This is a genomic window from Cupriavidus sp. USMAA2-4 (assembly GCF_001854305.1).
GTDB lineage: Bacteria > Pseudomonadota > Gammaproteobacteria > Burkholderiales > Burkholderiaceae > Cupriavidus > Cupriavidus malaysiensis.
Genome location: NZ_CP017748.1, coordinates 1,738,566 through 1,752,820, shown reverse-complemented (window position 1 = coordinate 1,752,820; position 14,255 = coordinate 1,738,566). Strand labels below are relative to the sequence as shown.

The window sequence follows — 14,255 nt, the reverse complement described above, 5'->3', positions numbered from 1 at the left end:
ATCGCAGGCCGGCGCGGCGATGGATCATGGGCATGTGGTGCCGACCGGCACGCGTACGGCAACGCCCTGGTGCAAGGTCACGTTGGCGCCGGTCGTGCTGTCGTTGACGCTCGCCTGCACGTCCCACTGGGTGGAATTGCACAGGGAATTGCCGCCGCTGGCGGTCGAGGTCAGGATGCCGGTGTTCTGGTTGCCATTGCCGAGGTAGCAGGACACGTCGTCGGCATTGGTCGTATCGAGGTCGGTGTCCTTGATCGGCTGGCTGCTGGTGCACACAGGCGCCGAGGCCTGCGCCACGTAGTCCGCGGTGCCGTCGCCGTTCACGTCGACCGCCACGCTGGAGGCCGCCGCGGCCGGGTTGGCGGTGAAGTCCTGGCTGATGGTCTGTTCGATGGCCTGCTGCGCCGCGCTGCGGGCTTCCACTGTGTGCTGCTGGTTGCCGGCCACCTTCACGTTGACCACGCTGGAATGGATCAGGGAGATCACCAGCAGGAGGAAGATGACCATGAAGATCAGCGTGACGACGAGCGTCATGCCCTGCTCGCGCGCCTGCTTGTGCTGTCGCAGCGATGGCATGGCCTACTCCCTCGGGCCGGCTACGTTGGCCAGCCGGGCAACCTGCGCGTAGACATGGCGCTTGTAGCCATCGTTGAACGGCCCGCTCGGGCTGCTCCGCCCGAGGTCGTACTGGCGCGTGTCGGTCCAGCCGTTGGCGCGGGTGGTGGTGCGCGCCAGCAGGCTGATGCGCACGGACGTCACGTTATGCCAGTTGGCCGACGGCGTAGCCCACGAATAGCCGGTGACGCTCGTGCAGGCGCCGCTGTTGTCGATGCCGGGATTGTCGACGTAGCAGTCGGCGGAGCCGTTGTTGTCCTGGTCGACGCCGAAGGAAAAGTGCATATCCTGGATGCCCTGCGCGATGGAGTTGACCTGGAACGCGCCGTTGATGAGTTCGACCATCTTCAGTGTGGGGATCCCGTCGCCGCTGCCGGCGCAGTTGTCGCAAGCGGCGAGATAGAAGATGCGGACCACGGCTGCGCGCAGCGGCGCGAGCGCGCTCGAGGTGCAGGCCTTGGTCTGCAGGGTGAAGGCCGCCGCGCTGGTGTCGAAGACGAAGGGAACCGGGTCGCTGCCGCAGGCGGAGTTCTGCAGGTAGGCCTGGCCCGTGGTGGCCGACGCCGTTGCGGCCGCGGCGCTGGTGGTCGAGACACGGCGGATCGCCAGGATCTCCGATTGTGCGCTGAGGTTCGGCAGGCAGGAGGCGACCGTGCCGGCCGCGAATCCCTGGATGGGCACCGGCATGGTCACCGGGCTGTTGGCGAAGCCGAGCGCGGTACTGGTGGTGGCGCACAGCGACGGCATCGATACCGTTGCGCTCCTGGCCTGGCCGGTCTCGCCATAGAAGCCCGCCAGTTCGGTTTCGTGCCCGATCATGTCGAGCGCATAGCGCGCGCTCTCGATCTGGTCGGAGACGGACGCCAGCAGGGAGCGCGACTGCGTGGTCGAGAAGTAGAGGCTGCCGAGGGCGATGAGCATGAGCATCCCGATCGTGATGCCGATCATCAGCTCGACCAGCGTCCATCCTCGCTGCGAGGGGCGGTGGAGGCGGGGGCGGTTCATGACAAGGTGGCGATCCGGACCTGGATGCTGACGACGCGGCGCGTGGTGTCATCGCCGAAGCTGCCGCTGCCGCACGGCAGCGCGGGCGCCACGGTCTTGGCCAGGCCTTGCCAGGCGACCGAGATGCGGTAGACCTGGTTGACCGGGTCGACGGATTCGATGCAGCCCAGCGCACCGATCATGGCACCGAGGGATTTCCCGCCGCTGGTCTCGGCGCTGCCGAGCAGGGCGTTGTTCCAGGCGGTGAGGTCCGTCGTCGCCAGCGCCTGCTGGGCGGCGTTGCCCAGCGCGCAGGCCGGTACCGAGGTCGAGCCGCTGCCCAGCACCGTCATCGGGGATCCCGCCGCGTAGCAAGGGGCGACCTGGCGATTGGCGTTCAGCCGTGCCGCCATGTCCTGCAGCAGCGTCAGGGCCTGGACACGCTGGTAGGTCTCCATTTCCATCTGGTTCGAGCGGGCCAGCAGCCCGGCGGCACTGAGCAGGGCCACCAGCAGGATCACGACCGAAACGAGGATCTCGATCAGCGCGAAGCCGCGCGCCGGCCTGCGTGGTCGGGGGCGTCCTCGGTGGGAAGGGATGGCCCTCATGCGCAAGCTCCATTGACGACCGAGACGCGCCCGGTGCCGCTCAGTACGACGCAGAGCACGGTCGTGCTCTGCGCGGGGGCGGCCGTGGAAAGCTGGAAGCTGGTTCCGCCGGCGACGGGACGGCCGTCGTTGCCCATGGCCAGGGACGTGCCGCTGGTCGTGGAGATGGCGATGCCCTGGTAGGGGCCGAAGCTGCGCACCTGCGTCGTGCCTGCCGTCACCGCCCAGCCGCCGCTCCAGCTGCTGGATGCATTCACCGAAACGCTCGTATTGCGCGTTACCGCTTCGCTGCGCGCGAGCGTGAGCGCGGCCGCGAGATCGAGCGAGGCATTCTTTATGCGCTGCGTGGCAACGAAGCTGGCAAAGGACGGCGCGGCCATGGACGCGAGGATGGCCAGCACGGACAGCGTCACCAGCAGCTCGATGAGGGTGAAGCCCGCCGGCTTGGCAGGGCGGCGGGTCCGCTCGGCGAGGCGATGGGTCCGATGCGTCATGGCCTACTGCCAGCAATCGGACGCCGGTCCGGAGGCGGACTTGACGCCTGCGTTGGACAGGGAAAGCGTACCGCAGCGCGTGTCGTTGCTGGACTGAGCGCCGATCGGTGTGGCCGTCAGCGTGTACGTGGGCGGCGGGCCGGCATTTGCCGAGACGCTGACCTGGTAGCTGGCGGAAATGCTCGAGGGCAGGGCTGAGTAGCCCAGTGCGGCCAGGCTGGTGCCATAGGCGCGGTTGTCCAGCAGGTAGCGCTCCTGCGTGGCGGAAACCTCTAGCAGGAACGACTCCGCCGCTGCGCGATTGGAGTGCACAACGTACTGGATATACGAAGGGTACGCCACAGCGGCGAGAATGCCGACGATGGCAACCGTCACCATCAACTCAATGAGGGTGAATCCCGGCTGCTTGCGCGGCAGGCCATAGCGCCATCGCGCGACGCCTGGGAGGCGTGCGGCTTTGACCCATGTTTCCCGATAAAAGCGACAGTCATCCCATCGCTGTGGCACTGCCGGGCTTCTTTGGCCCATGCTCGCGCTCCTTGACCCGAAAATCTATCGCGGGCTTGTCATGCAAGCCCGCTTGTAGTTGCAGCGAGTGTAGACGGGAACCTCGTGGTGGTCAAAGTCGAACCGCAAGATGGGTGTGCGCGTTGTATGGATTCAACTGGCGGGGACCGAAGGAGGGCGTGGCTCCTTGCCGCCGTGCTCGCGGCCACCTTCGATCGGGGGCCGTCCGGGTTCGTTCGGGTTCGTTTGGACTGAGGGGCGGTGAATGCCGCGGAGCGGCGCCCGGGAAGAAACGCAAAGGGGCCCGCGCAAAAAACCGGCGGAGCCCCCTAGTGAAAAATGAAAAACCCCGGTAGATCGTGGATCTACCGGGGTTTCATATTTGGTGGCGAATCAGGGACTCGAACCCCGGACCTGCGGATTATGATTCCGTCGCTCTAACCGACTGAGCTAATTCGCCGTTGAAGACCGCAATTATACGTGGACTTCAGAGCCTGTCAACACCTTTGTGCAAAGATTTTTCCTAGGCGTTTTTCCGCCGGGGTGGCCGGGGCCGCCGGCCGCCTCCGGCGCCCCCGTTCGCGCGCGGCGGGGGTGTCGGGGGCCGCGGGGCTCAGTCGTGGGCGTAGATGTTGACGTCCTTGGTTTCGCGGACGAACAGGGCACCGATCACGAAGGTGACGGCGGCGATGATGATCGGGTACCAGAGGCCGTAGTAGATGTTGCCGTTCTGCGCCACCAGCGCGAAGGAGATGGTGGGCAGCAGGCCGCCGAACCAGCCGTTGCCGATGTGGTAGGGCAGCGACATCGAGGTGTAGCGGATCCGGGTCGGGAACATCTCCACCAGCATGGCGGCGATCGGCCCGTAGACCATGGTCACGTAGATCACCAGGATGACCAGCAGCACCAGCACCATGATGGTGTTCATCTGGGCGGGATCCGCCTTGCTCGGGTAGCCGGCGGCGCTCATTGCTTCGCCGACCGACTTCTTGAAGCCGGCGATCTGCTTCTTGCTGTCTTCGCTGAAGCTGTGGCGGTCTTCGGTCAGGCCGGCGTTGAAGGCGGGGATCTCCTTGTCGCCGATCTTCACCGAGGCCACCGTGCCGGCCGGGGCGCTGACCACCTCGTAGCTTGCGCTGGCCTGGGCCAGGGTGCGCTTGACGATGTCGCAGGAGCTGCGGAAGTCGATCTCGCGGGCGATCGGGCTGCCCTGGAAGGAGCACTGCGCCGGGTCGGCGGTGACGACGATCTGCGCGGACTGCTGGGCGCGCTCCAGCGCCGGGTTGGCGTAGTGCGTGATCGCCTTGAAGATCGGGAAGTAGGTCAGCACGGCCAGCGCGCAGCCCGCCATGATGATCCACTTGCGGCCGATCTTGTCCGACAGCGAGCCGAAGAAGATGAAGAAGGGCGTGCCGATCAGCAGGGCGCCGGCGATCAGCAGGTTGGCGGTCTTGGCGTCGACCTTCAGGACCTGGGTGAGGAAGAACAGGGAATAGAACTGGCCGGTGTACCAGACCACGGCCTGGCCGGCGGTCAGGCCGAGCAGCGCCACGATCACGATCTTCAGGTTGCGCCATTGGGCGAAGGACTCGGTCAGCGGCGCCTTGGAGGTCTTGCCCTCGGCCTTCATCTTCTGGAAGGCGGGCGATTCGCTCATCGACAGGCGGATGTAGACCGACATCCCCAGCAGCAGGATGGAGACCAGGAAGGGGATGCGCCAGCCCCAGGTGTCGAAGGCCGGGCCGGTCAGCTCGCGGCACAGCAGGATCACCAGCAGCGACAGGAACAAGCCCAGCGTGGCGGTGGTCTGGATCCACGCCGTATAGGAGCCGCGCTTGCCGTGCGGCGCGTGCTCGGCCACGTAGGTGGCCGCGCCGCCGTACTCGCCGCCGAGGGCCAGGCCCTGCAGCATGCGCAGCGCGATCAGGATCACCGGCGCGGCCCAGCCGATGGTGGCGAAGCCGGGCAGCAGGCCGACGATGAAGGTCGACATGCCCATGATCAGGATGGTCACCAGGAAGGTGTACTTGCGGCCGATCATGTCGCCCAGCCGGCCGAACACCAGCGCGCCGAAGGGACGCACGATGAAGCCGGCGGCGAAGGCGAGCAGGGCGAAGATGAAGGCGGAGGTCGGGTCCAGGCCGGCGAAGAACTGCTTGGCGATGATCGCCGCCAGCGAGCCGTACAGGTAGAAGTCGTACCACTCGAACACCGTGCCGAGCGAGGAGGCCAGGATGACCTTCCTCTCCTCCCTCGTCATGGGTGCGTTCTGAGTGCCGCCCCCCGGCATCGCAACGTGCTGCGCATTGGCCATGATGTCTCCTTCGATTGTCGTAAGGTCTCCGTGCGGGCCGGGGGCGACACTGCGCGAGCACTTGCGGAGGCTCCCGGCCTGCCGAAGTTGCTTGGATTGTGGGAGGCGAAACTTACTGAGTTCTGACAGATTCCCATCGGAAATGGGGAGTTTCGTCGGGGTATACGCTAGGCCGGAAGCAGGCCTGCGCAAGGCCTCCGCCTGCTGCGCCGCGCAAGGAAGAGAGCTTGGAAAACGGGAGGAAAAGACGGCTGGCGCGATGCAGGGGATGCCGCTACGCAGCATCGTCGCGCCAGTTCTCGGGTGCCGCTTGCGCCGCGGCTGCGGCGGCCTCTGCATCGTCGGCGCGGTTCATGCGCCAGGCGTAGATGGCTGCCATCAGCACGTAGACGATCAGGGCGCCCTGGGCGCTGACCCAGAAGGAGAAGGGCCAGCCGAAGAAGTCGAAGCGCAGTTCGCGCGCGAACCAGCTCACCACGAAGGTGACGACGAACCACACGCCCAGCAGCGCGCCGATCCAGCGCACATTGCGGTACCAGGCGCGCCGTTCGTCCGGGGTGTCGCGATGGCCTGCCATGCTCAGTGCTCCGCGTCCTCGGCCGGCCGCCGCAGCGTGATGTGCAGGCGGGCGCCGGCGCGGCGCGGCTCCTGCTGGTAGACATGGTCGAGGATGCGGATCTCGCCGCCGTGCTGCTGCACGATCTCGCGCACGATGGGCAGGCCCAGCCCGCTGCCCTCGGTATTGGTGCCGAGCACGCGGTAGAAGCGCTCCATCACGCGCTCGCGCTCGGCCACGGGGATGCCCGGGCCGGTATCTTCCACGTCGAGGTAGGCGAAGGGTTCGAAGGGGTCGGCGCTGACCCGCACGGTGGCGTGGCCGCCGGGCGGGGTGTAGCGGATGGCATTGTCGATCAGGTTGTTCAGCATCTCGGTCAGCATCAGCCGGTTGCCTTGCACCATGACCGGATGGTCGTCGGCATCCAGGCCCAGGTCGATCTGCCGTTCCCACGCACGCGGCAGCCAGTCCTTGACCACCTCGCGCGCCAGCGCGGCCAGGTCCAGCGGCGCCATGCCGGCGCTGCTGGCCAGGTTCTCCATGCGTGCCAGCGACAGCAGCTGGGTGACCAGGTGGGCAGTGCGCTCCGAACTGCCGGCGATCTGCGCCAGCGAGCGGCGCAGCTCCTCCGGCGATTGCTCGCGCTGGGCCAGCTCGGCCTGCATGCGCAGGCCGGCCAGCGGCGTCTTCATCTGATGGGCGGCGTCGGCGATGAAGCGCTTCTGCGTCTGCACCGACTGGTCGAGGCGCGCCAGCAGTTCATTGAAGGAGGACACCAGCGGCGTGATCTCCTGCGGCGCCGTCCCCTCCTCGATGGGGCTGGTGTCGCCGGGATTGCGCGCGCGGATGCGCTGCTGGATGGCGTTGAGCGGGGCCAGCCCGCGCGTCAGGCCGAACCACACCAGCACCACCGCCAGCGGCAGGATGACGAACTGCGGCAGGATCACGCCCTTGATGATCTCGTTGGCCAGGCGGGCGCGCTTGTCCAGCGTCTCGGCCACCTGCACCAGCACCGGCTGCTCGCCGGACACGTTGCGCAGTTCCACATAGGTGTAGGCCACGCGCACATCGTTGCCCTTGACGCGGTCGTCGCGCAGCGAGACCAGGCCGGCGTGGCCCTGTTCGTCCTCGTTCGGCAGCGGCAGGTCGCGGTCGCCGGCGATGTACTCGCCGCGCGTGCCGACCACCTGGTAATAGATATTGTCGGTTTCGTCGGCACGCAGGATCTCGCGCGCGGACAGCGGCAACTGCAGCGTGACGCGGCCGTTCACCTCGCGCACCTGCTGCGACAGCACGATGGCGCTGGCTTCGAGCGAGCGGTCGTAAGGGCCGTTGGCGATGGACTTGGCGACCAGGTAGGTCACGGCGATGCTCATCGGCCACAGCAGCAGCAGCGGCGCCAGCATCCAGTCGAGGATCTCGCCGAACAGGGAGCGCGCCGCCGGCTGGCGGGCATCGTCCTCCAGGTGCGGCAGGGCGTCGGCCAGGGCGACGTCGTCGGGCAGGGCCGCGCTATCCGCCGCGGCCGGCGGCGGGCTGGCGGCGGCGCGGCGGGCCTGCCGCGCGTGTCCACGCCGCCAGGGCAGTCTGAGCAGGGTCATGTCGCGTGCGGGCAGCCGGCCTGGACGGGGGAGGGCACCAGCGCGGTCCTCAGGCGTGCACGGTGGTCGAGGCGCCGGCCGCGCCGGCCGCGTCCTCCGGTAGCGGCGCGGCCTGGAACTTGTCCAGGCAGTAGCCGAGCCCGCGCACGGTGGCGATGCGGATGCCGCCCACCTCGATCTTCTTGCGCAGCCGGTGCACATACACCTCGATGGCGTTGTTGCTGACTTCCTCGCCCCATTCGCACAGATGGTCGACCAGCTGCTCCTTGGACACCAGGCGGCCGGTGCGGCTCAGCAGGATCTCGAGCAGGCCGAGTTCGCGTGCCGACAGCTCCAGCATCTGCTCGTTCAGGTAGGCCACGCGGCCGACCTGGTCGAAGGCCAGCGGGCCGTGGCGGACCAGGGTGCCGCCGCCGCCGGCGCCGCGCCGCACCAGGGCCCGCACGCGCGCCTCCAGTTCGGTCAGGGCGAAGGGTTTGGCCATGTAGTCGTCGGCGCCCAGGTCCAGCCCCTTGACCCGCTCGTCGACGCTGTCGGCGGCGGTCAGGATCAGCACCGGCAGCATGGCGCCGCGCGCGCGCAGCCGCTTGAGCACTTCCAGGCCGGACATGCGCGGCAGGCCCAGGTCGAGGATGAGCAGGTCGAAGCTCTGGGTGGACAGCGCCGAATCGGCTTCCAGTCCGCTGGCGACATGGTCGACGGCATAGCCCGACTGGCGCAGCGAGCGCGTCAGTCCGTCAGCCAGCACGTCGTCATCTTCGGCGATGAGAATGCGCATAGTCAGTGTCTCCTCCCTGGCCAGGCCCGGGCGCCTTTACTTTTTGCGTCCGTGGCGCGGGCGGGGCTTGCCAAGCATACTGTTTTTTTATACAGTACTCGCACGTTCGGCGAGGACCGGCATCGGGGCGGCATGGCCTGGCGGTCCTGCCGGGTCGGTGCCCCGCGGCGCCCGGCAAGACGGCGGCGCGGGAGCGGGATCGCCCTGGCGCCTGCGCCGGGGCCAGGATGCGCCGGCGGGCCGGCGCGGCACGCACGGAAACCAGGCGCCGCGCCACATGCGGCCTATTTATACACCATTGACGGAAGGACGACCATGGACGACAAGAAGGCGGGTGCAGGCGTGAGCGCGGAGAAGCAGAAGGCGCTTGCCGCGGCGCTTTCCCAGATCGAGAAGCAATTCGGCAAGGGCTCGATCATGCGCCTGGGCGACGGTGACGTCGAGCAGGACATCCAGGTCGTGTCCACCGGTTCGCTGGGCCTGGACGTCGCGCTCGGCGTGGGCGGCCTGCCGCGCGGCCGCGTGGTGGAGATCTACGGTCCGGAATCGTCGGGCAAGACCACGCTGACGCTGCAGGTGGTCGCCGAGATGCAGAAGCTGGGCGGCACCTGCGCCTTCATCGACGCCGAGCACGCGCTCGACGTCAACTATGCCGGCAAGCTGGGCGTCAATGTCGGCGACCTGCTGATCTCGCAGCCCGACACCGGTGAGCAGGCGCTGGAAATCGCCGACGCGCTGGTGCGCTCCGGCTCCATCGACCTGATCGTGATCGACTCGGTCGCCGCGCTGGTGCCGAAGGCCGAAATCGAAGGCGAGATGGGCGATGCGCTGCCCGGCCTGCAGGCCCGCCTGATGAGCCAGGCGCTGCGCAAGCTGACCGGCACCATCAAGCGCACCAACTGCCTGGTGATCTTCATCAACCAGATCCGCATGAAGATCGGTGTGATGTTCGGTTCGCCCGAAACCACCACCGGCGGCAACGCGCTGAAGTTCTACGCCTCGGTGCGCCTCGATATCCGCCGCATCGGCTCGATCAAGAAGGGCGACGACGTGATCGGCAACGAGACCAAGGTCAAGGTGGTCAAGAACAAGGTGTCGCCGCCGTTCCGCGAAGCCTTCTTCGATATCCTCTACGGCCAGGGCATCTCCCGCCAGGGCGAGATCATCGACCTGGGCGTGGATGCCAAGATCGTCGAGAAGTCGGGCGCCTGGTACAGCTACAACGGCGAGAAGATCGGCCAGGGCAAGGACAATGCGCGCGAATTCCTGCGCGAGAATCCCGATATCGCCAACGAGATCGAGAACAAGGTGCGCGTGGCGCTGGGCGTGGCCCCGCTGAACGGCACGGCGGTCGCGGCGCTCGAGGAATGAGCCGGCGCCGGGGCGGTCGGGCGGCGCGCATCGCCGGCTGTCATGCCTCGGACTGCCTGCCCGGACTACCTGAGCCGGGCTGCCACGAGGGCGCCGGCCTTGCCGGTGCCCTCGTTGTACCTTAGTCGCTGTGCCTTTGTTGTACCTCTGGGTAACTTGCAGTGCCTGCGCGATGCCCTCCGCGTGGCATTCCGCTGGAGGCGGCCTCACGCGGAGCCGGCACGCCTTCCGCCACCGCTGTCACCGCTGTCACCGCTGTCACCGCTGTCACCGCTGTCACCGCTGTCACCGCTGAAATCGCTGCAGCCGCTCTATCCAACCTCCGCTTCCTTCCGCTGCCCGGCCTCGGGCATCCCGCCCCGCAGCCATGTCCACCCGTCCCCCGCTCTCCCTCAAGGCCCGTGCCATCGGCTACCTGTCGCGGCGCGAGCACAGCCGTGCCGAACTGGCGCGCAAGCTGGCGCCGCATGCCGAGTCGCCCGAGGAGGTCGAGCAACTGCTGGACGCGCTGGAGCGCGAGAACTGGCTGTCCAATGTCCGTTTCGTCGACAGCCTCGTGCATCGGCGCGCGGCACGCTATGGCGCGGCGCGCGTGATGCAGGAGGCCAAGACCCACCAGCTGGGCGGAGAGCAGTTGCAGGCGCTGAAGGAGCGGCTGGCCGATACCGAACTGGCGCGCGCCCGCGCCGTCTGGCAGAAGCGCTTCGGCGTGGCGCCGGAGTCGCCAGAGGCCCGGGCCAAGCAGATCCGTTTCATGATGGCGCGGGGCTTTTCCCGCAGCGTGATCGGCAAGGTCATCGCGGGGCAGGGCGATGAGCCGTCCGATGAGTGGCCAGGGGACGACTGATTGCCCCTGGCTGCCGGAACGCCGTGGCGGGAAGCGGCCAGCCAGCCAGCCGGCTCCGGTCCTTCCATCCATGTCTGCTGGGAAATACCTATGACGCCGGCAGGTGTATTGTGCACGCCGGTACGCGCCAGTACGCGCCGATGTGCAAGTGGCCGCCGGCGATACCAGCCTGCCGCTGGGCGTCCATCCGCCCGGCATGCCGCGCCGGGCTTCGCCGTGCGACCGGTGTGGCGCGGGTGGCCGGGTAGCGGCCGCGGTGCGCCAATGTGCTGCCGACAGCGCGACCTGCGCGCAGTTCCCGGCCAATGCGGCCCGGCATGTTAAACTCTTCGGGTTTTTCGGCTCCGCCGTCCGATTTCTGCCGTCCATCTGTCCTCGCTTCAGCCTGGTTTCATGCCCCTCTCCCCGCCCGTCAACCGCGCCCTGCGGCATCGCCGTGCCATCACGGCCGAGGCCTATCTCAGGGAAGATGGCCTGTGGGACATCGAGGCGCGCCTGACCGACACCAAGCCGCGCGAGATCGAGCTGGCCGGCGGCCGCGTGCGCCCGGAGGGCCAGCCCTTGCATGACCTGTGGCTGCGCGTGACGATCGACCTGCGCATGAACGTGGTCGACGCCGACGCCTGCTCCGACTGGGTGCCCTATCCCGGCCATTGCGACACCATCGGCCCCGCCTACCGCAAGCTGATCGGCCTGAACCTGATGAAGGGTTTCCGCAAGGCTGTGCGCGAGCGCCTCGGCAGCGTGGCCGGCTGCACGCACCTGACCGAACTGGCCGGAGTGCTGCCCACCACCGCCATCCAGGCCTTCGCGGGCGATGTCATCAGCATCCGCGACGGCGAAGACGATACCCGGACCGATCCCCCCTACCAGTTGCACGGCTGCCATGCCCTGCATTTCGAGGGCGAGGTGGTCCGCCAGTTTTATCCGCGCTGGTATGGCTACCAGCCGAAACCGAAGACCGGGCCCCAGGGGGCGCAGACTCCCACGGTGCCGCGGCCCGAAGCCGGCGAATCCGGCGAAACGCGGTCCACGCCCGGCAGGTCCACGGTGCCCGCCGGCTGACGCCGGCGCCGCGGACCCGCATCAACACTTTCCCTCTTACGCCTACCCGAAAGGAAACACGCATGAATATCCATGAGTACCAAGGCAAGGAAATCCTGCGCAAATACAATGTGCCGGTTCCGCGCGGCATTCCGGCCTTCTCGGTCGACGAGGCCCTGAAGGCCGCTGAAACCCTGGGCGGCCCGGTGTGGGTCGTGAAGGCGCAGATTCATGCGGGTGGCCGCGGCAAGGGCGGTGGCGTCAAGGTTGCCAAGAGCATGGACGAGGTCAAGACCTACGCCAGCAACATCCTGGGCATGCAACTGGTCACGCACCAGACCGGCCCGGAAGGCAAGAAGGTCAACCGCCTGCTGATCGAAGAAGGCGCTGACATCAAGAAGGAACTGTACGTTTCGCTGGTGGTGGACCGCGTGTCGCAGAAGGTGGCCCTGATGGCCTCCAGCGAAGGCGGCATGGACATCGAAGAAGTCGCTGCCCACACCCCGGAAAAGATCCACACCCTGATCATCGACCCGGCTGCCGGCCTGCAGGATGCCGACGCCGACGATATCGCGCGCAAGATCGGCGTGCCCGACGCCAGCGTGGCGCAAGCCCGCCAGGCCCTGCAAGGCCTGTACAAGGCCTTCTGGGAAACCGACGCGTCGCTGGCCGAAATCAACCCGCTGATCCTGACCGGCGACGGCAAGGTCATCGCGCTGGACGCCAAGTTCAACTTCGACTCCAACGCCCTGTTCCGTCATCCGGAAATCGTCGCCTACCGCGACCTGGATGAAGAAGACGCCAACGAAATCGAGGCCTCGAAGTTCGACCTGGCCTACATCTCGCTGGACGGCAACATCGGCTGCCTGGTGAACGGCGCCGGCCTGGCCATGGCCACCATGGACACCATCAAGCTGTTCGGCGGCGAGCCGGCCAACTTCCTCGACGTGGGCGGCGGCGCCACCACCGAGAAGGTGACCGAAGCCTTCAAGCTGATGCTGAAGAACCCCGGCCTGAAGGCCATCCTGGTCAACATCTTCGGCGGCATCATGCGCTGCGACGTGATCGCCGAAGGCGTGATCGCCGCCTCCAAGGCCGTGTCGCTGTCCGTGCCGCTGGTGGTCCGCATGAAGGGCACCAACGAAGAGATCGGCAAGAAGATGCTGGCCGACTCCGGCCTGCCCATCATCGCGGCCGACACCATGGAAGAGGCTGCCCAGAAGGTGGTGGCCGCTGCCGCCGGCAAGTAACAAGCCGCGCAGTCACGCCAACCATTCGCGAACGCACGCGGCGCGCCGGGGCTTGAGCCCGCGCGCTGCCTGAAGCCAAGCAAAGGATTACAGCATGTCGATTCTGATCAACAAAGATACCAAGGTGATCACCCAGGGGATCACCGGCAAGACCGGCCAGTTCCACACCCGCGGCTGCCGCGACTACGCCAACGGCAAGAACTGCTTCGTCGCCGGCGTGAACCCGAAGAAGGCCGGCGAGGACTTCGAGGGCATCCCCATCTACGCCAACGTCAAGGAAGCCAAGGACGCCACCGGCGCGACCGTCTCGGTGATCTACGTGCCGCCCGCAGGCGCCGCCGCCGCGATCTGGGAAGCCGTTGACGCCGACCTCGACCTGGTGGTCTGCATCACCGAAGGCATCCCCGTGCGCGACATGATGGAAGTCAAGGACAAGATGCGCAAGCAGAACAAGAAGACCCTGCTGCTCGGTCCGAACTGCCCCGGCCTGATCACCCCGGACGAAATCAAGATCGGCATCATGCCCGGCCACATCCACCGCAAGGGCCGCATCGGCGTGGTGTCGCGCTCGGGCACGCTGACCTACGAAGCCGTGGGCCAGCTGACCGCGCTGGGCCTGGGCCAGTCGTCGGCCGTCGGCATCGGTGGCGACCCCATCAACGGCCTGAAGCACATCGACGTCATGAAGATGTTCAATGACGATCCCGATACCGACGCCGTCGTCATGATCGGCGAGATCGGTGGTCCGGACGAGGCCAACGCCGCCTACTGGATCAAGGAAAACATGAAGAAGCCGGTGGTCGGCTTCATCGCTGGCGTGACCGCGCCCCCGGGCAAGCGCATGGGCCACGCCGGCGCGCTGATCTCGGGCGGTGCCGACACCGCCCAGGCCAAGCTGGAAATCATGGAAGCGTGCGGCATCAAGGTCACGCGCAACCCGTCCGAAATGGGCCGCCTGCTGAAGGCTGCGCTGTAATTCGGCGTCCGATTCCCGGTGTCCCGCCGCGCCCCGCGCGGCGCCGGCACCGACCGCCGGCCCCGGCCGGCCATGCAATGCCCCCGCCTCATGCGGGGGCATTGTCATTCTGGCGGAGGCAATCCCGTTGTCCTTGACGCCCCGGCCTTGCACGACTTCCCGCCAGACAAAGCGGCTCAACGCACTTGAGACCCAGGACACTAGGGTATCTCCCAGGTCTGCTGGTATCCTGATTGAAACCTAATCGAAAGGTTCATACGGTAAATCTCCATGTCTGAATTTTCAGACATCCGAAATGCCGCAGTCGCGC

The 14,255-nt window shown here is 67.2% G+C and carries 14 protein-coding genes and 1 tRNA gene; 5 read left to right on the top strand and 10 right to left on the bottom strand.

Going from position 1 to position 14,255, the window contains the following annotated elements; all coding sequences use genetic code 11:
• Positions 1-24: 24 nt before the first annotated feature.
• From BKK79_RS07670 to BKK79_RS07625, 10 genes are all read right to left on the bottom strand, one after another.
• Positions 25-576 (bottom strand): pilus assembly PilX family protein, encoded by a 552-nt coding sequence (locus tag BKK79_RS07670; RefSeq protein WP_071011164.1) that lies wholly within the window; start codon positions 574-576, stop codon positions 25-27.
• Positions 577-579: 3 nt separating this feature from the next.
• Positions 580-1,620 (bottom strand): PilW family protein, encoded by a 1,041-nt coding sequence (locus BKK79_RS07665; protein WP_071037476.1) that lies wholly within the window; start codon positions 1,618-1,620, stop codon positions 580-582.
• Positions 1,617-2,207, bottom strand: coding sequence for a type IV pilus modification PilV family protein (locus BKK79_RS07660; protein WP_071037475.1), 591 nt, complete (start codon positions 2,205-2,207; stop codon positions 1,617-1,619). The genes BKK79_RS07665 and BKK79_RS07660 overlap by 4 nt, the downstream gene beginning before the upstream one ends.
• Entirely contained in the window at positions 2,204-2,701 is a 498-nt protein-coding gene (locus BKK79_RS07655; RefSeq protein WP_071011169.1) for a GspH/FimT family pseudopilin, read from the bottom strand. Before BKK79_RS07655 ends, BKK79_RS07660 begins: the two co-directional genes overlap by 4 nt.
• A 3-nt stretch (positions 2,702-2,704) precedes the next feature.
• Positions 2,705-3,118: a type IV pilin protein gene (locus BKK79_RS07650; RefSeq protein WP_157128470.1), complete on the bottom strand. Its 414-nt coding sequence runs from the start codon at positions 3,116-3,118 to the stop codon at positions 2,705-2,707.
• A 473-nt stretch (positions 3,119-3,591) separates the two neighbouring features.
• Positions 3,592-3,668, bottom strand: a tRNA-Met gene (locus tag BKK79_RS07645).
• Positions 3,669-3,821: 153 nt separating this feature from the next.
• The gene (locus BKK79_RS07640; protein ID WP_071011173.1) at positions 3,822-5,522 is read right to left on the bottom strand and encodes an MFS transporter; all 1,701 of its coding nucleotides are present in this window, start codon (positions 5,520-5,522) and stop codon (positions 3,822-3,824) included.
• A gap of 274 nt (positions 5,523-5,796) precedes the next feature.
• Positions 5,797-6,099 (bottom strand): DUF4212 domain-containing protein, encoded by a 303-nt coding sequence (locus BKK79_RS07635; protein ID WP_071011175.1) that lies wholly within the window; start codon positions 6,097-6,099, stop codon positions 5,797-5,799.
• 2 nt (positions 6,100-6,101) lie between these two features.
• On the bottom strand, positions 6,102-7,679 hold the full coding sequence (locus tag BKK79_RS07630) for a sensor histidine kinase (RefSeq protein WP_071037473.1): 1,578 nt from the start codon (positions 7,677-7,679) through the stop codon (positions 6,102-6,104).
• A gap of 49 nt (positions 7,680-7,728) precedes the next feature.
• Complete coding sequence (locus BKK79_RS07625; RefSeq protein ID WP_071011178.1) at positions 7,729-8,457, bottom strand: response regulator; 729 nt, start codon at positions 8,455-8,457, stop codon at positions 7,729-7,731.
• Positions 8,458-8,772: 315 nt separating this feature from the next.
• Between BKK79_RS07625 and recA the strand changes: the two genes are divergently transcribed.
• The 5 genes from recA (at position 8,773) to sucD (ending at position 13,945) form a co-directional block, all read left to right on the top strand.
• Complete coding sequence (gene recA, locus BKK79_RS07620) at positions 8,773-9,828, top strand: recombinase RecA (protein WP_071011180.1); 1,056 nt, start codon at positions 8,773-8,775, stop codon at positions 9,826-9,828.
• A gap of 367 nt (positions 9,829-10,195) precedes the next feature.
• Positions 10,196-10,675 carry a recombination regulator RecX gene (gene recX, locus BKK79_RS07615; RefSeq protein WP_071011182.1) on the top strand — a complete coding sequence of 160 codons (480 nt, stop codon included), beginning with the start codon at positions 10,196-10,198 and terminating at the stop codon, positions 10,673-10,675.
• Between the two features lie 393 nt (positions 10,676-11,068).
• A complete protein-coding gene (locus tag BKK79_RS07610) occupies positions 11,069-11,740 on the top strand; it encodes a DUF2889 domain-containing protein (protein WP_231907977.1) in 672 nt (223 codons plus the stop codon).
• Positions 11,741-11,802: 62 nt separating this feature from the next.
• Positions 11,803-12,969 carry an ADP-forming succinate--CoA ligase subunit beta gene (gene sucC, locus BKK79_RS07605; RefSeq protein WP_071011183.1) on the top strand — a complete coding sequence of 389 codons (1,167 nt, stop codon included), beginning with the start codon at positions 11,803-11,805 and terminating at the stop codon, positions 12,967-12,969.
• A 94-nt stretch (positions 12,970-13,063) separates the two neighbouring features.
• Positions 13,064-13,945: a succinate--CoA ligase subunit alpha gene (sucD, locus tag BKK79_RS07600; RefSeq protein ID WP_071011185.1), complete on the top strand. Its 882-nt coding sequence runs from the start codon at positions 13,064-13,066 to the stop codon at positions 13,943-13,945.
• Positions 13,946-14,255 lie beyond the last annotated feature (310 nt).